Consider the following 20,716-nt stretch of genomic DNA (forward strand, 5'->3'; position numbering starts at 1 on the left):
CGGCCGGCCCAGCCGGGTGAACGCCCCGGACCACACCGACGCGCACACCCCGCCCACCGCGATCGCGGTCAAAAACAGCCCCAGAGTCCGCGGGTTCCCCCCGAACCGTTCCGCGTTCACCAGCGGGAACAGGCTGATCGGCATGGCCAGCAGGGTGGCGGCCAGATCGGTCAGCAGCGCACCGCGCACCGCCGGGTTCCCGGCCACGAACCGCAGCCCCTCCCCCACCGCACGCAGACGCCCCGCCGGCACGGCATCCGACGGGGGCAGCCGGGGCAACCCGATCACGCCGTAGAACCCCACCGCGAACGTCAGCGTGTCGATCAGGTAGCAGCCGCCGACGCCGACCCACCCGAGCAGCAGGCCGCCGAGCGCCGGGCCGAGCAGCATCGATGCCTGGAACGAGATGTGGTTGAGGGCCAGCCCGGCGGCGACCTCCTCGCGGCGCAGCAGGTGCGGCAGGAACGCCCGCCCGACCGGCCCGCCGACCGTGACGAAACACGCCTGCATGGCGACCAGCGCCAGCACCCCGGTGACCGGCAGCTGCCCGGCGAACCCCTGCACCGCGAGCAGCGCCGAGCACGCGGCCATGCCGGTCGTCGCGACGATCGAGAGCCGGCGCCGCTCGACCCGGTCGGCGAGATCGCCGGCGAACAGGCCGAACAGCACGATCGGCAGCGCCTGGGCGAGCCCGACCGCGCCGGTCCAGACCGTGCTGTGGGTCTGCTGCCAGACCTGGTAGATCACCGCGATCAGGGTCATCTGGCTGCCCAGCCCGGACCAGGTCTGCCCGATCCAGAGCCGCCGGAACGCCGGCGACGACCGCAGCGGCTGCACGTCGATGAGAGCGCCGGTCACTGCCACCCGGGATCCTCGGCCAGTTTCAGAGCGATCCGGTCGCGGAAACTCCGGCGGGCCAGGACCGCTTCGATGTCCCGGACCACCTGTGTCATCCCGTATGGGATCTCCGCCTCGATCTCGGCCACCGCGGCCTCGGTCGCGCGCCACTCGGCCGCGAGACGATCCGCGACACTTGCGGCTTTCGCGGTGAGGGCGACCTTTTTGGTACGCGCATCCGGCCCCGCCGTGGTCCGCACCAACCCGGCGGCGCGCATCGCGGACACCTTCTGACTCAGCGCCGAGTGGGTCCGGCCGGTCGCCTCGGCCAGCTCGCTGATCGTCATCGGTCCGCGCACGTGCAGCTTGATCAGTTCCTTGACCCAGGTGGTCTTGATCCCGCCGAGGTCGGCCTCGGCGTAGATCCGGGCGATATCAGCGTCCAATGCGGACTGCAGGTTCCACAGCGACTGCCATACCGCGTGGTCGGTGGGATCGGAGAACTCGGTCACGACCCAACTGTAACAGCACTTATATAAGTGCTGTCACAATCCTGGAGGTGGAGCCATTTGACATCTACATCTGAATAGAAGAATGATGCGGTTACCGACTTAGGGTTGGCTAACCTTTGGAGCTCCATGACCGCCATCTACCTCATCGGCCTCCGCGAGGGCCTGGAGATCACCCTCGTGGTCTCGATCCTCGTGGCCTTCCTGGTCAAGAGCGACCGCAAGCCCCTGCTGCGCCTGGTCTGGGCCGGCGTGGCGCTGGCCGCCGCGATCTCGGTCGGCTTCGCCGTGCTGCTGCAGGTCGGCATCGCCCGGCTGAGCTCGACCCATCAGGAGCTGTTCGAGGCGATCGCCTCGTTCGTGGCCGTGGCCTTCGTCACCTGGATGATCTTCTGGATGCGCCGGATGGCCCGCCACATGGGACGTGAGCTGCGCGGCCGGATGGAGTCCGCGATCGAGGTCGGCCCGGTGGCGATCGCGAGCGTGGCGTTCCTCGCGGTGATCCGGGAGGGCCTGGAGACCTCGATCCTGTTCTACGCGGCCGCCCAGGGCACCGCGGACAGCGCCAAGCCGCTGATCGGAATCAGTCTCGGCCTGCTCACCGCGATCGTGCTGGGCTGGCTGCTGTACTACAGCGCCGTCCGGATCAACCTGTCCACGTTCTTCACCTGGACCGGCGCGCTGCTGGTGCTGGTCGCGGCCGGCATCTTCAAGTACGGCTTCCACGACCTGCAGGAGTCCAACGTCCTCGGCGGCCTGAACAACCTGGCCTTCGACGTGACGAGTTCGTTCCCGCCCACCGCGTGGTACGCCGAACTGCTCCGCGGCATGGTCAATTTCACGCCGGCGCCGACCGTCATCGAGACGATCGCCTGGCTCGCGTACGGGATTCCGGTCCTCGTTCTCTTCCTCTGGCCGGCTCGCCCACACAAGCCGGCGCCCACCCCCGTCACCACCGCTCCTTAGGAGAACGATGCATACCCGCTTGCTGACCGCCGGCGCCGCCGCTACCGCCGCCGCCCTGCTGCTGACCGCCTGTGGCGACAAGGCCGACGACAAGGCCGGCGACGCCGCCTCCGGCAAGATCACCGTGGCCGCCTCCGACACCGAGTGCAAGGTGGAGCGGACCGAGTCGAGCGCGGGCACCGTCACGTTCGCGATCAGCAACAAGGGCAGCAAGATCAACGAGTTCTACATCTACGCCGCCGGCGACCGGATCATGGGCGAGATCGAGAACATCGCGCCCGGCCTGTCCCGCGAGCTGATCGTCGAGCTGCCGGCCGGCGCCTACGAGACCGCCTGCAAGCCCGGAATGATCGGCAAGGGCATCCGCAACGCGTTCCAGGTGTCCGGCTCGGCCACGCCGCTGACCGAGGACGCCAAGCTGGCCCAGGCCAGCAAGGACTACCAGCGTTACGTGAAGAGCCAGACCACCGCGCTGATCGAGCAGACCACCGCGTTCGTGACCGCGGTCAAGGGCGGCGACATCGAGAAGGCCAAGGCGCTGTTCCCGATCGCCCGCACCTACTGGGAGCGGATCGAGCCGGTCGCCGAGAGCTTCGGCGACCTGGACCCGAAGATCGACGCTCGGGACGGCGACCTGGAGCCCGGCGTGGAGTGGACCGGCTTCCACAAGATCGAGAAGGACCTCTGGGTCACCAAGGACGTCAGCAAGGACGGCAAGATCGCCGACCAGCTGCTCACCGACGTCCAGACGATCGTCACCAAGGCCGAGTCGGTGACGTTCTCCCCGGTCGAGCTCGCCAACGGCGCCAAGGGCCTGCTCGACGAGGTCGCCACCGGCAAGATCACCGGCGAGGAGGACCGCTACTCGCACACCGACCTGTGGGACTTCGCCGCCAACATCGAGGGCTCGCAGGGCGCCATCCAGGCGCTGCGCCCGGCCCTCGAGGAGCGCGACCCGGCCCTGGTCAAGACGCTGGACGAGAACTTCGCCAAGGTCGAGGCCGCCCTCGAGAAGCACCGCGCCGGCGACGGCTGGAAGCTGCACAACACGCTCACCCAGGCGGACCTGAAGGAGCTCAGCGACGACATCAACGCGCTCGCCGAGCCGATCTCGAAGGTTGCCGCGATCGTCGCCAAGAAGTAGTCAGGCAGCGTGTTCGGGGGCGAGGCGGTCGTCTCGCCCCCGGCTCACCCACAAGATCAAATTCAAGATGTCGTGCGTCCGCCGGGGTCCGGATCGTCGCTCCCGCCGGGACCCCTCCGGGCTTCGCAGGCCGCTGGCGCGGCCAGAACGCGAAACCCTGCGGGGCGACGCCCGTGGCGGGGCACGGTTCACCCCGAAAAACCGAAACCACGTCGGCACCCCCGACACGGTTCACCCCGAAACCACGTCGGCACCACCGACCGCGAGAAAGGCCCGTCACATGAAGCGGCGCAAGGTCCTCGGATGGGCAGGCGCGAGCGCCGCGGGCGTGGCCGCCGCGGGCGCGGGAGCGCTCGCTCTCGCACGTCACGACCAGAACCCCGCCTCCGCGACCACCAGCGAGGCGGACGCGGCCGGTGCGATCCCGTTCTACGGGGAGCGGCAGGCCGGGATCGTCACGGCGGCGCAGGACCGGTTGCACTTCTGCGCGTTCGACGTGATCACCGACGACAAGGCCGCGCTCGTCGACATGCTGCAGAACTGGACGGCGGCCGGCGCCCGGATGACGCAGGGGCTGGACGCCGGCACGTTCGGCGCGGTCGGCGGCTCCCTGGAAGCCCCGCCGGACGACACCGGTGAAGCGCTCGGGCTGCCCGCCTCCGGGCTCACCCTGACGATCGGGTTCGGGCCGACGCTCTTCCGCGACGTACGCGGAAAGGATCGTTTCGGCATCGCGGCCCGGCGCCCGGCGGCCCTCGCCGACCTGCCGAAATTCCCCAGGGACACCCTGGAGGACGCGATCAGCGGCGGGGACATCGGCGTCCAGGCGTGCGCGCACGACCCGCAGGTCGCGGTGCACGCGATCCGCAACCTGGCCCGGCTCGGGATGGGCATCGTCAGCGTCCGCTGGTCGCAGCTCGGCTTCGGCCGGACCTCCTCGACGTCCCGGTCGCAGGCCACCCCGCGCAACCTGTTCGGCTTCAAGGACGGCACCCGCAACCTCAAGTCCGAGGACACCGGGCTGCTCGACGAGCACCTGTGGGTGCAGCCCGGCGACGGCCCGGACTGGATGACCGGCGGGTCCTACCTGGTCACCCGCAAGATCCGGATGCTGGTCGAGACCTGGGACCGGTCACCGCTCGCCGAACAGCAGATGATCATCGGACGGGACAAGGGTGAGGGCGCGCCGCTGACCGGCAAGCTGGAGCACGACGAACCGGATTTCGCCGCCCAGGACGGCGAGGGCGAGCCGGTCATCGCCGTCGACTCGCACCTGCGGCTGGCCCACCCCGACCAGAACGGCGGGGCGCGGCTGCTGCGGCGCGGCTACAACTTCGTCGACGGCTCGGACGGGCTGGGCCGGCTGAACGCCGGGCTGTTCTTCATGGCCTACCAGCGCAACGCGCACAAACAGTTCGTGCCGGTGCAGAACAGCCTGGCCAAGCAGGACACCCTCAACGAATACATCCGGCACGTCTCCAGCGGCCTGTTCGCCTGCCCGCCCGGCATGCTCGCCGCCGACGACTACTGGGGCCGGGCGCTGTTCGCCTGAATCCGGGTCCGGGCCTTGAGGTCGTCCCGCAGGCCGGTCAGCCGGCTGATCTCGGCGTCGAGGGTGGCGATCCGGCGCGCGGTCGGCCCCGCGGGGTGCGCCCGCCCCGCCGGGTTCGCCCGGCCGGCACCGCGGGCCGCCGCGGCGTCGCCGTCGAGCAGGTCCAGCCGGTCGGCGCACTCGCGCAGGTCGGAGACGGTCAGACCGAGGCTCAGCAGCCCACGGATCACCCGCAGCCGGGCGACCTCGCGGTGACCGTAGACGCGCTGGCCGGTGACGGTGCGCTGAGGTGCGGGAAGCAGGCCGTTCGCCTCGTAGAAGCGCAGTGCCCGAGCTGTCGTCCCGGCCGCCGCAGCCGCGTCGCCGATCCGCATGAATGCCTCCTCGTAGTCAGACTGCCGCCTCTAGCTTGCCCGAAACCCGGCCACTCAACACGTGTCGGCTGGCTTCCAGGGGTGCCTCGAGGCCGCCGAGACACCCCTGGAAGCCAGCCGGGGAACCCGGCAGCGCGTGGCGGCCCGCTCCCCGACGCAGGCCTCGCGCGAGGTGTACACGGCTGGTGCTGGCGGCTGCCTCGACGGGCCGGAGGCAGCCGCCAGCGCCAGCCGGGGGTCAGACCTTGAGCGGGGTGGGTGCGGTCAGGCGGCGGTGGGCGAACCAGATCAGGGTCAGGGCGGCGGCGGTGAACAGGGCGTTGCCGGTGAGGTCGATGGCCAGCGCGGCGCCGCCGGTGGGGGTCTCGACGAACGAGTGCCAGGCGTAGGTGAGCAGCGCGCCGGCCCCGATCGCCAGGTAGTGCAGGTCGGTCCAGCCCTCGCGGCCCGACCAGAGGGCGACGAGGGTCAGGAAGACGACCACGTCGAGCACCCACACGGCCGTGCCGATCCAGGTGGGCAGGCTCACGACGGTCAGGCCCTGGAACACCGCACCGGCGACCAGAGTCGCGATCAGGACGGTCAGGGCGCTCGGCGCCGTACCCTGCCGGGGTTTGATCTTGATTTTGATCAGCAACCCGGCGGCGATCAGCAGGGCCAGGATGATCGCGGTGGCGGTGAACTGGCCGGCGGTGGCGGTGTAGGGCCACTGCTGCATGGTGATCGCGGTGCTGATGGCGATACCGAGCGCGAACAGCACGCCGGTCACGATCAGGCCGGTGCGGCCCAGCCACGGGGTGGTGCGCCGCTCCCCCGCGACCGCCTCCATCATCAGGATCGACGCGCTGACACTCCAGAACGTGTGCAGGCCGAGGACGTAGAGGGTCCACGGCACGGCGATGCCGAGCGCCGGGAGATAACCGTCGACCAGCAGGTGCGCGTCGGCGTAGTCCGGGTTGAACAGCGACTGGGTGGTCAGCCCCTCCTCGAGGACCGCATAGGCGAGAGCGAGGATCAGGATGTTCGGCCAGCCGAGACCGAGCCGGCGGGTCACCTCCCGGATCAGCAGGGCGCCGCCGCCGTAGAGCGGTGCCAGCGCGACGACCGCCGGCAGGAACGTGATCGGCAGGTTGCCCAGCAGGAACTCGGCGACGAGCGGGGCCAGGAAGAACAGCCCGATGGCGGGTGCGCTACGACGAAGCATGACGTCACTACACCGCTTCCGGAGCGCCCGGCCCCAGGCCGAATATCAGCGTTCACCGATGACAGATGTCAGTGTGTGAGGATCGGAGCGTGACCGCGGAGATCCGGAACTTGACGCTCGACGACCTTCCCGCGTGCCTGGCCCTGGCGCAGGACCGGGAGTGGCTGGCCGAGGAGCACAAGTGGCGGCTGCTGTTCGACGTCGGCACGGTCTACGGCGTGCGGGACGAGGAGGGTGGGCTGGTCGGCACCACGGTTCTGACCCGGTTCGGCGGCGGGCTCGCGGCGATCAGCATGGTGCTGGTGGCGAGTCGGTGTGGTGGGCGGGGGCTGGGCCGGCGGCTGATGGAGCATGCGCTGGTGGCGGCGGGCGAGGCGACGGTGATTCTGTGGGCGACCGAGTACGGGCGGCCGCTCTACGAGAAGCTCGGGTTCGTCGTGGACGGGCTCACGCACACCTACGCCGGCAGGTTCTCGGTGCCGGATTCCGGTGGCCCGGCCGGGTCGCGTCCGGCGGTGCCGGCTGATCTGGCCGCTCTCATCGCGCTCGATGCCGAGGTCGCCGGGGCGGATCGCAGTGCGCTGGTGCGGCGGCTGCCGGGCTTCACCGAGCAGCTCCGGGTCGTCGAACGCGGCGGGGTGATCAGCGGTTATGGCGGTGCGTGGCGCAATCTCGACGAGGTCGTCGTCGGCCCGGTCGTCGCGGGGAGCCTGGACGACGCGCGGACCCTGATCGGCGATCTGGCCGGTGCGGTCAGCGGAGGGGTGCGGCTCGACCTCGACGACCGGCACCCCTCGTTGCTCGGCTGGGCCGCGGACCGGGGCCTCGGCCTGCGGAAATCAACGGTGACCATGGTGCGCGGCGGCCGGGAGCTGCCGGGTGAGCGGGGCCGCTGGTTCGCGCCGGTGATGCAGGCGCTCGGCTGACCGGGCGCGGCTGGTCCATCGTGATCCGCGCTGGTTGACCGGTTGTGGTCAGCGGCCGTCAGCGCAGGGCGGCGTGGATCAGCTCGACCAGGTCGAGGGTGGCCTCGCCGGTCCAGATCACCGAGCTGAGCGCGAGCAGCGCCGGAATGATCAGGAAGGCCCGCGGCGCCGGTCGCGGCTGCGGCCGCAACAGGTGGGCAACCCGCTTCGGTACGACACCGCCCGGCACCGCCGCGTGCAACGCCGCGGCGAACGGGCTGCCCGCCCCGGCCAGCGCCGCCACCCCGATCGCGTGTGCGAGGGTCTTCCGGCTGCCCAGGTCGGTGGCGGCCCGCTCATCGGCGGCCCGCTCGATCAGGTAGTCGACGTGCTTGCCGACCCACCACAGCGCCGGGTGCGCGGCGACCGCCAGCTCGGCGAGCCGGGCCAGCCGGTGATGGCGTTCGCTCAGGTGCGCGTTCTCGTGCGCGAGCAGCGCCTCGAACTGCGGGTCGGTGAGCAGCCCGCGCATCCCGGTGGTGACCACCACGTGCCCGGGGTCACCGGGGACCGCGAACGCCCGGGGCGCGTCGTCGGGCAGCATGACCAGGCCACCCGGCCCGTCCACCGGGACCATGGCCAGCACCGCGCGCTGCCGCCGCCAGCGCCGGCCCACCGCGGCCACGACGGCGACGCTCAGGGCCAGGCTCAGCCACGGCACCCACTCGACACCGGCGGTGTCGGCCGCGACCACCGCGGCGGACCAGCCGAACAGCCGGCCGACCGCCGGGACCTGGGCCAGGGCGTGCGCGGCCAGCAGGAACAGGTTGATCGTGCTGGTCGCGGCCACGGTCACCGCCGACCAGGCGATCACCGAAGCGGCCCGTCCCGGCGCGAGCCGGTCGGCGAGCAGCCGCACCACGAGCACCGCCAGCGGCGGCACCACGACCACGGACCACAGAAAATGATCAAACATCCGGCTACCTCTTCCACCCGCTCGAGGCCATGCTCTCACCTCACAGGTGCACCACGGCACGCCGTCCGGCCCGGCGGAACGCCCGGCACCGGAACCGCCCGACGCCGAATGTTCGCCCCCATGCAGTAAGCGGCAAATATTGTTAAGACCGCATAAGTCGCTCTTCTGATGTCCCTGAATGCCGACAAAGAGAACTATTCGACTGATCAGCGGTTCGCAGACGGCTTGGCGCTGACGGACGTTTCACTAGTGGGACTTGCTGACGGCTGGCATCGCCCGGACCATGGAGAGACCAGGGAGGTCCACATGGCACTCGACTCACACACCTCGTCGGCCGTCTGCTACTTCTACCCGGGCCCGCACGTCGTGGTCACGAACACCTACATCGAGACCCCGGACGGCCTGTTCCACCTGCACGACCTCGTCTTCACCAGCATCGCCCACCACTACGCCCACCCGGCACGGACCGTGGCGATGTTCTGCGCGGCTGTCGAGCTGGCGCTCGCGGCCCCGCTCGCCGTCATCTTCGGGTCGGCGTTGATGATCCTCGCCGGGTTGGTCGCCGCCGCGGGCATGGGCGGCGCAGTGGTGCGCGACGGCCACCGCAACCCTCGGCTCATGGAGCTCAGGGCCCTTCACCGGGGAGTTCCGACGATCCTGTTCAGCTCGGCCGACAAGACCGAGTTCGAGCAGGTGCGGCGGGCTGTCATCCGGGCGGTCGAGGCCGGCCGCCACCCCCTTCCCTGAGCGTCGTCCGGACACTCAGGGCTGCGACAGCCCGTCCCGGACCGATCGCAGGAAGTCCAGCGCCTCGTTTCCGCCGAGGCCGTAGGTCCGCAGGTCACTGACGATCCCCCGGAACCGCTCGGTCTGGGTCTTGTCCGCGGTGAGCGAGTCCAGGCCCGCCGCGCCTTCGATGAAGAGCACGTCGTCGAGGGAACCTTCGAACTGCAGCAGCTCGAAGGTTCCGCCGAGGCCGGAATGATGCACCAGGTCGAGCGGTGTCACCGAGATCGAGTACGCCGAGCCGTCGGCGGCGAGTCCCAGCAGATGATCGAGCTGCCGGCGGAGACAGTCCCGTCCGCCCACCGGACGACGCAGGACCGCTTCGTCGATCATCGCGTTGATGTGCGGCTGGTTCCGCTTGCCGAGCCGGGCACGGAAGGCCTGCTGGCGGTCCATCCGCAGGGTCACCCGGGCCAGGACCTCGGGGTCGTCGGGCCGGCGCCGCATCGACAGCGCGGTGATCTCCCGGGCGTACTCCTCGGTCTGCAGCAGTCCGGGAACGAACAGCAACTGGGAGCTGTTGATCACCGCAGCTTCGGTCTCGTACGCCACGAATTGCTGGAACGTCTTGTCCAGCTTGTGCCTGCTGTACCAGGAGCGCGAGCGTGAGGTCTGCGACAGGTGAGCGAGGGTGGCGACCTCGCTCTCGTCGTGCACGCCGTAGAAGGAAAGAAGTGCGCGGAGCTCGAGAGGCTGGATCGTCACCTCGCTGCGTTCGATGCGGGTCAGCTTCGAGGAAGACCACCCGGTGTGCGCCACCACCTGGTCGGGCGTCAGGTCCCGTTTCTCCCGCAGCTCCACCAGACGCCGGCTGACCTGGTTCCGGGCGACGAAGGGACCCACGTCCGAGGTGTCGTCGAGGGAGTGGGTGTCCGGCATCGCCAGGCCCTTCTGATCGGTCGTGCGGCTGCAATTCGCAGACAGCAATTACCAGTTCGCAGAGACCTACCGTAAACCAGCTCCCCGGACGCCGACGCGGCGGAAGGTAAGACCGATTCATCTCCGCCTCATTCAGCCCCGTGGATTTCGGGTACCGTGAGTGACCGACCGTTGACAACAAACGGCATCGGTGAAGCCGGATCAGCCCGCACGATCCCCTGAGGTTCGCGCGCGGCATTGGTGTTCGGGAGGCGTAGTGAACGACCGGGATGACCTCGTCTGGCGGACGAGCTAGAAAAGCGGAGGCGGCAATTGCGTCGAGGTGGCACTCGACGGCAACCACGTGCACGTGCGCGACTCCAAGGACCCGGGCGGCCCGGTCCTGACCTTCGACCGGCCGGTGTGGCGAGCGTTCATCGAGGTCGAGACGTCATAACGAGTCTCGGATGCCCTCCAGCAGCGACGTCGCCTCCGACTCGGACGCCGCCGTTGCCAGGAGCGTCTTGACCAGGTCCCGGTAGTACTCGGCGCGCGCCTGGTCAGGACCGATGATCTCGTCCTGGTAGCGGCCCTCGAAGAAGACCGACGTCTCGCCCTCGGCGGCCTCGTGCACCTCGAAGGAGCCGCCCAGCAAAGCGGTCGGGCCGGCGCTCAACGGCAGGACCGCCAGGTGGACGGTGTCCTTCTGGGACAGCTCGAGCAGGTGGTCGATCTGCTCGCGCATCATCGCCGCGTCCCGGGTCCGGCGGAGCGCGGCCTCGTCGAGCACCGCCCAGACACGCGGAGGAGTGTCGCCGTCGAGCCGCTCGCGGAAAGCGGCGGCCCGGCTCATCCGCACCCGCAGCCGGTCGGCCAGCTCGCCGCCGGTCGGTGCCGGATGGGCGATGCCGCTGAGCATCTCCCGGGCATAGCCCTCCGACTGAAACGGGCCGGGAAGGAACAGCGGGAGGCTGTAGAAGATCTGGGCGGACTCCCGCTCGACCCTCATCAGTTGCTCGAAGGCGCCGGGTCCCCGCGCGTCGATCACCTTTGCCGGGCTGCCGCTCTTCTCCATCGCAGAACTCCTCATCAGGACGACGATAGTCGCTGTCGGCGACTCGCAACCTGCACATTGCAGATTACGCCTGACGCAGGTTTCCATAGTGGGGCACTTCGCGCTATCCCGCCGGAGGGTGTGTTCACGTGGTTACACCCGTCCGGGGTGGGATGAGCTGGATGCGGATCTGGTCGTCGTAGGGGATCACCAGGGTGCGGGCCTGGTCGGTCCAGGAGGCGGGGACCAGGAAGAGGCGGTCGTCCGCGGCGACCAGCAGGCGCAGGCCGTGGTAGCGATGGTGGAACTCGCCGGTCAGCGGGGTCTCCTCCACCCCCGGCGGGAGGTCGACGAGCGGCTCCTTCGTGTCCAGCAGCAGCTCGGCGCGGTACGGGAGCTGGCCAGCGTCGTCCATGGCCCGGCCCTGGCCGAACGCCCAGGCGAAACTGTTCGCGGCCCAGAACAACCCGACCAGCACCAGGCCGCTGACCGCTACCGCGATCAGGCGGCGGACGCGGACGATCGCGGGGCCGGTGTACCAGCGGGGGAAGCGGGCAGTGCCGTCCCTGACCAGCACGGTGGCCGCGGCCCACCCTGCGTACAGAATAAGGATCGGTCCGAACGCGAGAGCCAGCGCGCTGGTACCGGGAATCTCGGTGCGGGACACCCGGACCACCAGGAGGCCGATCGTGGCCCGGGCCAGCAGCAGCACCCCGGCGATCAGCAGGGCGGCGGCGGTGGCCAGGGCGGCGCGGCGGTGGTCCGGCGATCCGGTCAGCCAGCTGACCGCGGCGTGGCCGGCCGCGCCGATCAGGACGGCGAGCAGCACCAGCGCCGCCGGGACGTAGAGGACCTCCAGGCCGTAGAGCATCAGGTCCTGGTTGGAGAGGCCGGTGAGGTCCAGGTAGACGCCGAAGTAGGCGAACCGGGCGCGGGTGCCGATGTAGCCGAAGTAGAGCAGCAGCGCGGTGATCGCGGTGGTCGGGGCCAGGATGCCGGCGAGGTCTTTCAGGCGGGTGCCCCAGTCCGGTACGGGGTCGGCCGGTGGTGTCGGGGCTCGCGGCCGCCGGGCGAGTTTGTCCATCACTCCCCGTCGGGAGTGGCGGTGCAGAACTTCTCCTGGTTCTCGTCGTCAGGCGCGCGGATGGCGTAGCAGACGGCCTCCTCGCTACGCACTGTCCAGGTGACGATGACGGGCCTGGTCACGCTCGGTGGGTCATCGCGGAGTTCCGGGCCGGAACACGCCTTCGGGCTGGGCGAGGTGCACTTGCCGCGCGCGTCGAGCCGAACGTATCCGGCGTACTCGCCGGGCTTGTCGGAGGTGGGGACGGTGCCGGTGTAGCAGGAGGCGTCCGGTTGCAGGGTCATCCCGCTGCGGCATCGGGGCTTGTTGCCGATGTCGCCGTTGGTCGAGCAGGTGCCGGGATCGATCGTGAGCTTCCCCGACACCCGGAGGTTGCTGATCGTCACCGGAAGGCCGGCGTCGGCATTGCGGAACAACGTGCACATCGTCTGCGGATTGCGGTTGTTCAAGGTCACGCCACCGACCTCGATGACCCGGGGTTTCGGGGCCGGGGGCGGCGGCGGGCTGCTGCTCGGCGGCCGGCTGCTCGGCCGCTTGGACGTGGGCTGGTTCGTGGGCTCTGTGGTCGTCTGTTGCGGCTTGCCGGGTGCAGCGCCGTCGTCGTCGCCCGTCGCGGTCGGGGCCGCGGTCGTGGTCGTGGGGGGAACGGCGTCTCCCGGCAGCGGATCGGGAGTGCCGGCCGGTGCGGCGGACGAGGGTGCCGCGGACGAGGGTGGCGCCGAGGCCGGCGGCGCCACGAACGCCGCCTCCTCCCCCGTGCCGCCGACCGCGAGCCGGGTCAGCCAGAAGACACCCACGGCCAGGAAGACCGTGAGCGCGGCGGCGATCGCCAACACGCGACGGCGTTCCGCGGACATGTCCCCTGCCTACCACTCCTCGCCGGGCCGCGATGTCGGCTGGGCGACCGACCCCGCGCCGAACGGGTGGGCAGCCGGCCCACTCAGCCGGGTGCCCGCCCTCGGATGATCGGGTGGTCAGTCCACGATGAACAGGGTCGCGCCGGTCGTGGTGCTGGACCGGTGCGGCTCGCAGTCGTCACCGACGGTGTAGCAGTCACCGGGGCCGAGCGTGGTGGTCCGGCCGTCGGCCAGATCGGTCCGCAGGCTGCCCTCGACGCAGAGCAGCACGTGCCCCTTGGTGCACCAGTGGTCGGCGAGATACCCGGGCGAATACCGCACCCGCCGGATCCGCATGTCGCCGAGGCGGTGCGTCTGCCAGCTGGCCGTGCCGGACTCGCCGGGGTGAACCGTCGGTTCCAGCCGGTCCCACGCGACGGTGCGGAACGGATGCTCGGCGAGCTGCACGGGATGCCCCTAAACTGAGATACATGAGAGATACGCCTGAGATGCTAACCCCTCGTCTGCGGGTCTACACCACGGTCAAGGAGCGGATCCTGGACGGGACGTACCGCGAGGGGCAGCTGATCACCGAGGGCGAGGTGGCCGGCGAGGCGGGTGTCAGCCGGACCCCGGTCCGCGAGGCGTTCGTCCAGCTGGAGAGCGAGAACCTGATCGAGCTGTACCCGCGCCGCGGCGCCCTGGTCGTCCCGGTCACCGCCGGCGCCGCCGCGGCCGTCATCGAGGCGCGCCTCGTCGTCGAGCGGTTCGCCCTGGCGAAGGTGGCCGCCCGGCCGGATCTGATCGAGCAGTGGCGCGGCTCGCTCGCGCGCCAGCGGGCCCTGCTGGCCGACACCGACCTGGACGCGTTCAACACCGAGGCGCAGCTCTTCCACCGCTCCCTGGTCGCCCTCGCCGCCAACCCGATCATGCTGCGCCTGTACGACTCGCTGCGCGACCAGCAGCTGCGGATCGGTCACGCCGCCATCCACCGCACCAGCGGCCGCGCCGACCAGGTGCTGAGCGAGCACGAGGCCCTGGTCGCTGCGGTCGAGAGCGGTGATCCCGGCCTGGCCGGTGACCGCCTGACCAGCCACCTCACCGCCACCCAGGAGGCGCTGTAGACCGCGGGTGATGAGTTCCCGGGCCCGCACCCGTCTTACCTGTGACGGAACACGCCGAGACAGAAGGGTGGCGCCATGGACGCGGACTTTGAGGGGCTGGCCGAGCGGCACCGGCGGGAGCTGCACGTGCACTGCTACCGGATGCTCGGATCGTTCGAGGACGCCGAGGACACCGTGCAGGAGACGTTCCTGCGGGCCTGGCGGCGGCGGGAGACGTTCGAGGGGCGCTCGACGTTCCGGGCCTGGCTGTACCGGATCGCCACCAACGCGTGCCTGGACCTGCTCGCCACGTGCCGCCCGGAGCCGGCCACCGGCGGCGAGGTGCGGTGGCTGCAGCCCTACCCGGACCGGTTGCTCGACGAGCTGCCCGCGGGTGGCGCGGACGAGCCGGAGACCCTGGCCGTCGCCCGGGAGACGATCGAGCTGGCCTATCTGGTCGCGGTCCAGCACCTCGCGCCGCGGCCACGGGCCGTGCTGATCCTGCGCGACGTGCTCGGCTGGCCGGCCAAGGACGTCGCGGAGCTGCTCGGCGACTCGGTCAACTCGGTGAACAGCGCGCTGCAGCGGGCCCGCGCCGGGATGCGGGAGCACCTGCCCGCCGAGCGGCAGGACTGGACCGGTGGTGAGGAGGACGCCGGGACGCGTGCGATGGTGCGCCGGTTCACCGAGGCCAGCGTGGCGATCGACATCGACGGGCTGGCGGCGCTGCTGCGCGACGACGTCCGCTGCTCGATGCCGCCGACGCCGGGGCTGCAGCTCGGCCGCGACGCGGTGGTCGCCGATTGGCTGGCGGACGGCTTCACCGAGCTGGGGCGCCTGCGTACCGTGCCGGCCTCGATGAACCGGCAGCCCGCTGTCGCGTTCTACCTCTGGCACAAGCCGGAGGGCGTCTACCTGCCGCTGACCCTCGACGTCCTGCGGGTCACCGGCGGGGCGATCACCGAGATCACCACGTTCGGCGGTGACCGCTTCCCGCAGCTGGGGCTGCCGGAGCGCCTGGACGCGGACGGTACCGAGTGATGGCCCGCATCAGCCTGGTCGCCACCCTCGTGGCGGTGGTGGCCACCACCGTGGCCGCCGCGATCGCCGGAGCCGCCGGTGTGGACTTCGAGATCCCCGACGGCGGCGAACGGATCCCCCTGGCCGGGTTCGCCGTGGTGACCGGCTTCTTCTCGGTCGTCGGCGTGGTCATCGCCGTCGCCCTGCGACGGTGGAGCACGCGCCCGGCCGAGCGGTTCGTGGGGACGGCCGTGGTGCTGACCGCGATCTCGCTGGTCCCACCGGTCCTCTCCGGAGCGGACACCGCCACCGTCGCCACCCTGCTCGGGCTGCACCTGATCCCGGCGGCCGTGATGATCCCCGCCCTGGCGCGAAGTCTCGGTAACCGGTCACAGGAAGCATCTCTATGATCCTTGACCTCCCGGCTCCCCACCGGGAAGCGCCTGGCTCCCCACCAGGCGGGCAGGACACATCCCCACATAGGAGTCAACCGGTGAGCATCCGGAAGAAAGTGCGTAACACCGGTCTGGTGTCCGCGCTGGCGGCGAGCGCCGTCGCGGCAGTGATCATCCTCCCCTCGATGGGCCACGCCGCGGCTGCCTACTACGTCTCCCCCACAGGTAGTGACAGCGCGGCCGGCACCGTCGCGGCGCCGTTCCAGTCGATCGCGAAGGCGCAGACCGTGGCCGCGGCCGGCGACACCGTCTATCTGCGCGGCGGCACCTACGCGTTCACGACGGCGACGACCGCCTGCTCGAGCCAGACCGCCGTGGTCGACGCGGTGAAGCTGAGCACGAGCGGCACGGCGGGCAGCCCGATCAGCTACGTGAACTATCCCAGCGAGAAGCCGATCTTCGACTTCTCCGGGATGACCGGCGTGAACTGCCGGATCAAGGGTTTCGACGTGACCGGCAGTCATCTGTACCTGCGGGGCATCGGCGTGACCGGCGTGCCGCAGAACAACAGCCTGAACCACGAGTCGTGGGGGCTGTGGATCTCCGGCAGCAACAACACGTTCGAGAAGATCAACACGCACAACAACATGGGTCCGGGGCTGTTCATCGCCAAGGGCGGCAACAACCTCGTCCTGAACTCGGACTCCTACAACAACTACGACCCGTACAGCTCGAACGGGGCCGGCGAGAACGGTGACGGATTCGGCGCGCACATCGCGGCCGGTAATGCCGGGAACGTGTTCCGCGGCTGCCGCGCGTGGTGGAACTCCGACGACGGCTTCGACCTGATCAACGCGTACTCGTCGGTGACGATCGAGAACTCGTGGTCGTGGCGCAACGGGTACCTGCCGCAGACCACGACGCCGATCGGGAACGGGGCCGGGTTCAAGGCCGGTGGTTACGGCGGTGTCTACGTCGCGACCGCGGCGAAGCACACCGTACGGAACTCGGTCGCCTTCCTGAACCGCGGCCCGGGCTTCTACAGCAACCACCACCCGGTCGCCAACGACTATGTCAACAACACCAGTTACAGCAACGGCATCGGCTTCAACATGCTGGGCATCAATGCCAGCGGCGCCGCCGTCGGTCTCGGAACATTGAAGAACAACATTGCGTACGGGGGAACGCTCACCGCGAACCTCTCCGGCACGACCGCCACCACCAACTCGTGGAACCTGAGTCTCACCATGAACGACGCCCAGTTCCAGAGCGTGGCCACGACCGGCTGGAACGTCTCCCGCCAGTCGAACGGCGACCTGCCCGTGCTGACCGCCCTGCACCTGGCGGCCACCAGCACCCTGATCGACAAGGGCACCGACGCGGGCCTGCCGTTCAACGGCTCGGCTCCGGATCTGGGCGCCTTCGAAACCAACTGAGTGACCGGCTGAGCGGCCGCCGGGGTGCCGGCGGTCACTCAGGGGTGCCTCAAGGACCGGGAGGCACCCCTGAGCACCAGCCGGCAACGCCGAGCGTGCGGGCGGCGCGGGGCGATCTTGCCGGCAGCGGTCGCCAGGCGTCTATGCGAGAAGTGCGGCGGCTCGGGCGGTGAACAGGTCGCGCTCCCGGCTGTTGCGGGTCATCGCGGCGGCCCGCAGGAACTCCGCGCGCGCCTCGGCGGCCCGGTCCAACTTCGCCAGCAGGTCGCCGCGGACCGCCGGGAGCAGCGGGTAACCGGGCAGATCCACGGCGTCGACGATGGCGAGGGCCCGGGCGGGGCCATACGCGTGGCCGACCGCGACCGCCCGATTCAACTCCACCACCGGTGACGGGGCCACGTACGCGAGCACCTCGTACAGCGCCGCGATCCGCTCCCAGTCGGTGTCCGCCGGTGTGCTCGCGCGGGCGTGGCAGGCCGCGATCGACGCCTGCAGGACGTACGGACCGAGGGTGGAGCCGGCGCGATCGAGGGCCGTGAGGCCGCGGCGGATCAGGAGCCGGTCCCACCGCCGCCGGTCCTGGTCCTGCAACAGCACCGGGGCACCGTCCGCACCGGTCCGCGCGGGTGTCCGGGACGCCTGCAGCTCCATCAGCGCGACCAGGCCGTGCACCTCGGGCTCGTCCGGTGCGAGCCCGGCCAGGACCCGGCCGAGCCGCAGCGCCTCGGTGCACAGCGCCGGGCGCATCCAGTCCTCGCCGGCGGTCGCCGCGTACCCCTCGTTGAAGATCAGATAGATCACCTGGAGGACCGAGGCGAGCCGGTCGGCGGCCTCGGCCGGCGGCGGCAGCTCGATCGGCACCCGTTTCTCGGCCAGGGTGCGTTTGGCCCGGGTGATCCGCTTGCCCACGGTCGGCTCCGGCACCAGGTACGCCCGCGCGATCTCGTCGGTGCTCAGCCCGCCGAGCAGCCGCAGCGTGAGCGCCACCCGGGACTCGGTCGGCAGCACCGGATGACAGGTCGTGAAGATCAGCCGCAGCAGGTCGTCGCCGACGTAGTCGTCCAGCTCGGCGGCGAGATCAGGATCGGTCACCTGGGGTGTGGTCCGGCCGAGCTCGGCGAGCTTCTCCCGGTACCGGCCCTGCCGGCGGAGCAGGTCGACGGCGCGATGCTTGGCGGTGGCCGTCAGCCAGGACGCCGGATGCTCGGGCACGCCGGCGACCGGCCACTGCTCCAACGCGATGACCATGGTGTCCTGGGCGAGCTCCTCGGCCAGCCCGACGTCGCCGACCAGCCGGGCGAGGGTGGCGACGATCCGGGCCGACTCCATCCGCCAGACCGTCGCCACGACGTGGGAGGGATCGGTGGCCGTCACGGCCACCGATCCTGCCACCCGACGACCTAGTTGCCGAAGTCCTCCGGGCCGAACACCTTGCGGATCTCGGTGTCGCCCTCCCAGCCCGGCCACATGTCCCGGTGCAGGGCCAGGAAGCGCGACGCCCACTCGACCGCCTCCGCCTTGGACCGCACCTCGTAGATCGCGTAGCTGATCGTCTCCTTCGCCTCGGCGAACGGGCCGTCGGTCACGCCGATCTGCCCGTTCGCGAGGGAGACCCGGGCGCCGGTCACGCTCGGGGCCAGGCCCGCGGTGTCCAGCAGTGCACCGGCCGCGGTGGCGTCCGCGCCGAGCTTCATGATCGCCTCCATCAGGCCCGGCGGCGGCGGGGTCGACGGCTGCTCGGCCTTCAAGATCATCAGGTAGCGCATGGCAGGTCCTCTCAGGCGGCGGTGCGGTGGAAGTGCAGGCAGACGGCGGCCAGCCAGGCCCAGGCGAGCAGGACGGCGGCGACGAAGGCCAGGGTGGTCGGTCCGTGCGAGCCGCTGGCGATCCCGGCGAACGCGGCCAGGAACAGGATTCCGGTGGTCCGGGAGAACCAAGCCCATGGTGTACGACCTTCGCGCGCGAATCGCGAGCCGAGCACCAGACACGCGGCGATCAGGGCGAGGAACCCGATCCCACCCATCGCGAAGTGCAGCGTCCCGTGCCAGCTGACCGCCGTGGTCGCCGGGGTGCCGGCCGGGAACCCCTGGGCCGGATCGGCCGTGAAAGCGCCCGCGCCGATCAGGCTCACGCCGTACACAAAAAGCAGTGACGGTGCCCAGAATCGGCCGTGACCGGTGGGCAGGGCGCGGCGCAGGCCGACGGCCGCGGCGCATGTCATCAGGCCGGTCAGCACGAAGTTGGTGATCTGCAGCCAGCCGAGGTCACCGTTCTCGAGCAGGCTCCAGGCGTGCTCGTCGAGGCGGAAACCGTCCCGGGTCAGCGCCTGGGCCAGGCTGACCGTGACATAGAACGGCCCGGCGAGCACGCCGTAGCCGAGCAGCGAGCGGGTGGTCCGGACGGCCGGGCTGCGCTGCCGGTCGAGGGTGGTCATCGTGGTCTCCTTCGTTCGTGTCCTCATCTGCTCCTGTCTGCTCCTCGAACGGGAGGACCGGGTTCGGACACGACGCCGGAGTTTATTTTCGGCGTTCCACTGACGGGGTGGTTTTGGGCGATCGCCGGTGTGCGCTCGAGGCGGAGCACTCAGGATCGCGGTATGAGGATCTGGCCGGGAAATCCGTATCCGCTGGGTGCCGCGTACGACGGCGGCGGCACGAACTTCGCCATCTTCAGCGAGGTCGCCGAGCGGGTCGAACTGTGCCTGTTCGACGACGACGGCACCGAGACCCGGTTCGACCTGCCCGAACGCGAGGCGCTGGTCTGGCACGGGTATCTGCCGCGGATCGTTCCCGGTCAGCGGTACGGCTACCGGGTGCACGGGCCCTACGAGCCGTCCCGGGGCCTGCGGTGCAACCCGACCAAGTTGCTGCTCGACCCGTACGCGAAGGCGATCGACGGGGACTACGACTGGGATCAGGCGCTGTTCTCGTACGAGTTCAGCGACCCGGACGCGCGCAACGACGCGGACTCCGCGCCGTTCGCGCCCCGCTCGGTGGTGATCAACCCGTTCTTCGACTGGGGCAACGACCGGCCGTTGAAGGTGCCGATGTGGCAGACGGTGATCTACGAGGCGCACGTCAAGGGCATGACGATCAGCCACCCGGACGTGCCCGAGGACGTCCGCGGCACGTACTCCGGGCTGGCGCACCCGGTGATGCTGAAGTACCTGAAGAGTCTCGGCGTCACCGCGATCGAGCTGATGCCGGTGCACCAGTTCGTGCACGACAGCGGCCTGGTCGAACGCGGACTGACGAACTACTGGGGTTACAACACCATCGGCTTCTTCGCCCCGCACAACGGCTACTCGTCGTTCGGCGGGGACGGCGGGCAGGTGCAGGAGTTCAAGTCGATGGTCAAGGCGCTGCACCAGGCCGGCATCGAGGTGATCCTGGACGTGGTCTACAACCACACCGCGGAGGGCAACCACCTGGGACCGACCCTGTCGTTCCGCGGTGTGGACAACCCGGCCTTCTACCGCCTGGTGGAGGGTGACGAGCAGTTCTACTACGACACGACCGGCACCGGGAACAGCCTGAACGTGCGGCACCACGAGTCGCTGCGGCTGATCATGGATTCGCTGCGGTACTGGGTGACCGAGATGCACGTGGACGGGTTCCGCTTCGACCTGGCCTCGGCCCTGGCCCGGGAGTTCCACGAGGTGGACCGGCTGGCGGCGT

The 20,716-nt window shown here is 70.2% G+C and carries 23 protein-coding genes and 1 pseudogene; 11 read left to right on the top strand and 13 right to left on the bottom strand.

The features are described 5' to 3' along the window. Both ADL15_RS07125 and ADL15_RS07130 read right to left on the bottom strand, forming a co-directional pair. The coding region (locus tag ADL15_RS07125; RefSeq protein ID WP_067686002.1) for an MFS transporter at window positions 1-864 on the bottom strand (864 nt) is incomplete at its 3' end. Beyond that, entirely contained in the window at window positions 855-1,349 is a 495-nt protein-coding gene (locus ADL15_RS07130) for a MarR family winged helix-turn-helix transcriptional regulator (protein ID WP_067685965.1), read from the bottom strand. The genes ADL15_RS07130 and ADL15_RS07125, both read right to left, overlap by 10 nt. 126 nt (window positions 1,350-1,475) lie before the next feature. On the opposite strand from ADL15_RS07130, the gene efeU reads away from it, so the two are divergent. The 3 genes from efeU to efeB all read left to right on the top strand — a co-directional run bounded on the left by efeU (window position 1,476) and on the right by efeB (window position 5,008). Next, window positions 1,476-2,312 (top strand): iron uptake transporter permease EfeU, encoded by an 837-nt coding sequence (efeU, locus tag ADL15_RS07135; protein ID WP_067685967.1) that lies wholly within the window; start codon window positions 1,476-1,478, stop codon window positions 2,310-2,312. A 7-nt stretch (window positions 2,313-2,319) separates the two neighbouring features. Further along, window positions 2,320-3,456 (top strand): iron uptake system protein EfeO, encoded by a 1,137-nt coding sequence (gene efeO, locus ADL15_RS07140; protein WP_067685969.1) that lies wholly within the window; start codon window positions 2,320-2,322, stop codon window positions 3,454-3,456. Window positions 3,457-3,736: 280 nt separating this feature from the next. After that, entirely contained in the window at window positions 3,737-5,008 is a 1,272-nt protein-coding gene (gene efeB / locus ADL15_RS07145; RefSeq protein WP_067685971.1) for an iron uptake transporter deferrochelatase/peroxidase subunit, read from the top strand. Here efeB and ADL15_RS07150 read toward each other — a convergent pair. Then, the gene (locus ADL15_RS07150) at window positions 4,981-5,382 is read right to left on the bottom strand and encodes a MerR family transcriptional regulator (RefSeq protein WP_067685973.1); all 402 of its coding nucleotides are present in this window, start codon (window positions 5,380-5,382) and stop codon (window positions 4,981-4,983) included. The genes efeB and ADL15_RS07150 overlap by 28 nt on opposite strands. A 238-nt stretch (window positions 5,383-5,620) precedes the next feature. Continuing rightward, window positions 5,621-6,586 carry a hypothetical protein gene (locus tag ADL15_RS07155; protein ID WP_067685975.1) on the bottom strand — a complete coding sequence of 322 codons (966 nt, stop codon included), beginning with the start codon at window positions 6,584-6,586 and terminating at the stop codon, window positions 5,621-5,623. An 89-nt stretch (window positions 6,587-6,675) separates the two neighbouring features. Between ADL15_RS07155 and ADL15_RS07160 the strand changes: the two genes are divergently transcribed. Next, window positions 6,676-7,512 carry a GNAT family N-acetyltransferase gene (locus ADL15_RS07160; protein WP_083970981.1) on the top strand — a complete coding sequence of 279 codons (837 nt, stop codon included), beginning with the start codon at window positions 6,676-6,678 and terminating at the stop codon, window positions 7,510-7,512. Between the two features lie 58 nt (window positions 7,513-7,570). Here ADL15_RS07160 and ADL15_RS07165 read toward each other — a convergent pair whose 3' ends face one another. Further along, window positions 7,571-8,467, bottom strand: coding sequence for a M56 family metallopeptidase (locus ADL15_RS07165; protein WP_067685979.1), 897 nt, complete (start codon window positions 8,465-8,467; stop codon window positions 7,571-7,573). A gap of 306 nt (window positions 8,468-8,773) precedes the next feature. On the opposite strand from ADL15_RS07165, the gene ADL15_RS07170 reads away from it, so the two are divergent. Beyond that, complete coding sequence (locus ADL15_RS07170; RefSeq protein WP_067685981.1) at window positions 8,774-9,214, top strand: DUF6232 family protein; 441 nt, start codon at window positions 8,774-8,776, stop codon at window positions 9,212-9,214. Between the two features lie 15 nt (window positions 9,215-9,229). Here ADL15_RS07170 and ADL15_RS07175 read toward each other — a convergent pair whose 3' ends face one another. After that, the gene (locus ADL15_RS07175; protein ID WP_067685982.1) at window positions 9,230-10,132 is read right to left on the bottom strand and encodes a helix-turn-helix domain-containing protein; all 903 of its coding nucleotides are present in this window, start codon (window positions 10,130-10,132) and stop codon (window positions 9,230-9,232) included. Window positions 10,133-10,433: 301 nt separating this feature from the next. Here ADL15_RS07175 and ADL15_RS54040 point away from each other — a divergent pair. Further along, window positions 10,434-10,568: pseudogene (locus ADL15_RS54040) on the top strand (DUF397 domain-containing protein); the annotation flags it as partial. Here the strand turns inward: ADL15_RS54040 and ADL15_RS07185 are convergent. The 4 genes from ADL15_RS07185 to ADL15_RS07200 all read right to left on the bottom strand — a co-directional run bounded on the left by ADL15_RS07185 (window position 10,563) and on the right by ADL15_RS07200 (window position 13,553). Next, complete coding sequence (locus tag ADL15_RS07185) at window positions 10,563-11,201, bottom strand: DUF5753 domain-containing protein (protein ID WP_157441214.1); 639 nt, start codon at window positions 11,199-11,201, stop codon at window positions 10,563-10,565. The pseudogene ADL15_RS54040 and the gene ADL15_RS07185 overlap by 6 nt on opposite strands. 109 nt (window positions 11,202-11,310) lie before the next feature. Next, entirely contained in the window at window positions 11,311-12,249 is a 939-nt protein-coding gene (locus ADL15_RS07190) for a hypothetical protein (protein WP_067685986.1), read from the bottom strand. Continuing rightward, window positions 12,249-13,106, bottom strand: a complete 858-nt coding sequence (locus ADL15_RS07195; RefSeq protein WP_067685988.1) for a hypothetical protein — start codon at window positions 13,104-13,106, stop codon at window positions 12,249-12,251. Before ADL15_RS07195 ends, ADL15_RS07190 begins: the two co-directional genes overlap by 1 nt. 117 nt (window positions 13,107-13,223) lie before the next feature. Next, window positions 13,224-13,553, bottom strand: coding sequence for a DHCW motif cupin fold protein (locus ADL15_RS07200; RefSeq protein WP_067685990.1), 330 nt, complete (start codon window positions 13,551-13,553; stop codon window positions 13,224-13,226). Between the two features lie 23 nt (window positions 13,554-13,576). Between ADL15_RS07200 and ADL15_RS07205 the strand changes: the two genes are divergently transcribed. The 4 genes from ADL15_RS07205 to ADL15_RS07220 all read left to right on the top strand — a co-directional run bounded on the left by ADL15_RS07205 (window position 13,577) and on the right by ADL15_RS07220 (window position 17,039). Further along, window positions 13,577-14,209, top strand: coding sequence for a GntR family transcriptional regulator (locus tag ADL15_RS07205; RefSeq protein ID WP_067685992.1), 633 nt, complete (start codon window positions 13,577-13,579; stop codon window positions 14,207-14,209). Between the two features lie 75 nt (window positions 14,210-14,284). Further along, window positions 14,285-15,229, top strand: a complete 945-nt coding sequence (locus tag ADL15_RS07210; protein WP_067685994.1) for an RNA polymerase subunit sigma-70 — start codon at window positions 14,285-14,287, stop codon at window positions 15,227-15,229. After that, window positions 15,229-15,618, top strand: a complete 390-nt coding sequence (locus tag ADL15_RS07215) for a DUF6069 family protein (protein WP_067685996.1) — start codon at window positions 15,229-15,231, stop codon at window positions 15,616-15,618. Before ADL15_RS07210 ends, ADL15_RS07215 begins: the two co-directional genes overlap by 1 nt. An 83-nt stretch (window positions 15,619-15,701) precedes the next feature. Further along, a complete protein-coding gene (locus ADL15_RS07220) occupies window positions 15,702-17,039 on the top strand; it encodes a right-handed parallel beta-helix repeat-containing protein (RefSeq protein ID WP_198170608.1) in 1,338 nt (445 codons plus the stop codon). Window positions 17,040-17,180: 141 nt separating this feature from the next. Here ADL15_RS07220 and ADL15_RS07225 read toward each other — a convergent pair whose 3' ends face one another. Genes ADL15_RS07225 through ADL15_RS07235 form a run of 3 tightly spaced genes read right to left on the bottom strand, consistent with a single transcriptional unit; the run spans window position 17,181 to window position 19,500 of the window. Continuing rightward, window positions 17,181-18,413 (bottom strand): RNA polymerase sigma factor, encoded by a 1,233-nt coding sequence (locus ADL15_RS07225; RefSeq protein ID WP_394326917.1) that lies wholly within the window; start codon window positions 18,411-18,413, stop codon window positions 17,181-17,183. 26 nt (window positions 18,414-18,439) lie between these two features. Further along, window positions 18,440-18,805 (bottom strand): YciI family protein, encoded by a 366-nt coding sequence (locus ADL15_RS07230; protein ID WP_067685998.1) that lies wholly within the window; start codon window positions 18,803-18,805, stop codon window positions 18,440-18,442. 11 nt (window positions 18,806-18,816) lie between these two features. After that, a complete protein-coding gene (locus ADL15_RS07235; protein WP_232343938.1) occupies window positions 18,817-19,500 on the bottom strand; it encodes a DUF998 domain-containing protein in 684 nt (227 codons plus the stop codon). Between the two features lie 135 nt (window positions 19,501-19,635). Between ADL15_RS07235 and ADL15_RS07240 the strand changes: the two genes are divergently transcribed. Then, a partial coding sequence (locus ADL15_RS07240) for a glycogen debranching protein (RefSeq protein WP_269748314.1) occupies window positions 19,636-20,716 on the top strand: 1,081 nt, incomplete at its 3' end.

The sequence above is a fragment of the Actinoplanes awajinensis subsp. mycoplanecinus genome, from assembly GCF_001509495.1.
Taxonomy (GTDB): domain Bacteria; phylum Actinomycetota; class Actinomycetes; order Mycobacteriales; family Micromonosporaceae; genus Actinoplanes; species Actinoplanes palleronii.

Bases quoted from the DNA above. Each gene is read 5' to 3' on its own strand.
- efeU (WP_067685967.1), top strand. From the start codon at position 1,476: ATGACCGCCATCTACCTCATCGGCCTCCGCGAGGGCCTGGAGATCACC.
- efeO (WP_067685969.1), top strand. From the start codon at position 2,320: ATGCATACCCGCTTGCTGACCGCCGGCGCCGCCGCTACCGCCGCCGCC.
- efeB (WP_067685971.1), top strand. From the start codon at position 3,737: ATGAAGCGGCGCAAGGTCCTCGGATGGGCAGGCGCGAGCGCCGCGGGC.
- ADL15_RS07150 (WP_067685973.1), bottom strand. From the start codon at position 5,382: ATGCGGATCGGCGACGCGGCTGCGGCGGCCGGGACGACAGCTCGGGCA.
- ADL15_RS07155 (WP_067685975.1), bottom strand. From the start codon at position 6,586: ATGCTTCGTCGTAGCGCACCCGCCATCGGGCTGTTCTTCCTGGCCCCG.
- ADL15_RS07165 (WP_067685979.1), bottom strand. From the start codon at position 8,467: ATGTTTGATCATTTTCTGTGGTCCGTGGTCGTGGTGCCGCCGCTGGCG.
- ADL15_RS07170 (WP_067685981.1), top strand. From the start codon at position 8,774: ATGGCACTCGACTCACACACCTCGTCGGCCGTCTGCTACTTCTACCCG.
- ADL15_RS07175 (WP_067685982.1), bottom strand. From the start codon at position 10,132: ATGCCGGACACCCACTCCCTCGACGACACCTCGGACGTGGGTCCCTTC.
- ADL15_RS07185 (WP_157441214.1), bottom strand. From the start codon at position 11,201: ATGAGGAGTTCTGCGATGGAGAAGAGCGGCAGCCCGGCAAAGGTGATC.
- ADL15_RS07190 (WP_067685986.1), bottom strand. From the start codon at position 12,249: ATGGACAAACTCGCCCGGCGGCCGCGAGCCCCGACACCACCGGCCGAC.
- ADL15_RS07195 (WP_067685988.1), bottom strand. From the start codon at position 13,106: ATGTCCGCGGAACGCCGTCGCGTGTTGGCGATCGCCGCCGCGCTCACG.
- ADL15_RS07205 (WP_067685992.1), top strand. From the start codon at position 13,577: ATGAGAGATACGCCTGAGATGCTAACCCCTCGTCTGCGGGTCTACACC.
- ADL15_RS07210 (WP_067685994.1), top strand. From the start codon at position 14,285: ATGGACGCGGACTTTGAGGGGCTGGCCGAGCGGCACCGGCGGGAGCTG.
- ADL15_RS07215 (WP_067685996.1), top strand. From the start codon at position 15,229: ATGGCCCGCATCAGCCTGGTCGCCACCCTCGTGGCGGTGGTGGCCACC.
- ADL15_RS07230 (WP_067685998.1), bottom strand. From the start codon at position 18,805: ATGCGCTACCTGATGATCTTGAAGGCCGAGCAGCCGTCGACCCCGCCG.
- ADL15_RS07235 (WP_232343938.1), bottom strand. From the start codon at position 19,500: ATGAGGACACGAACGAAGGAGACCACGATGACCACCCTCGACCGGCAG.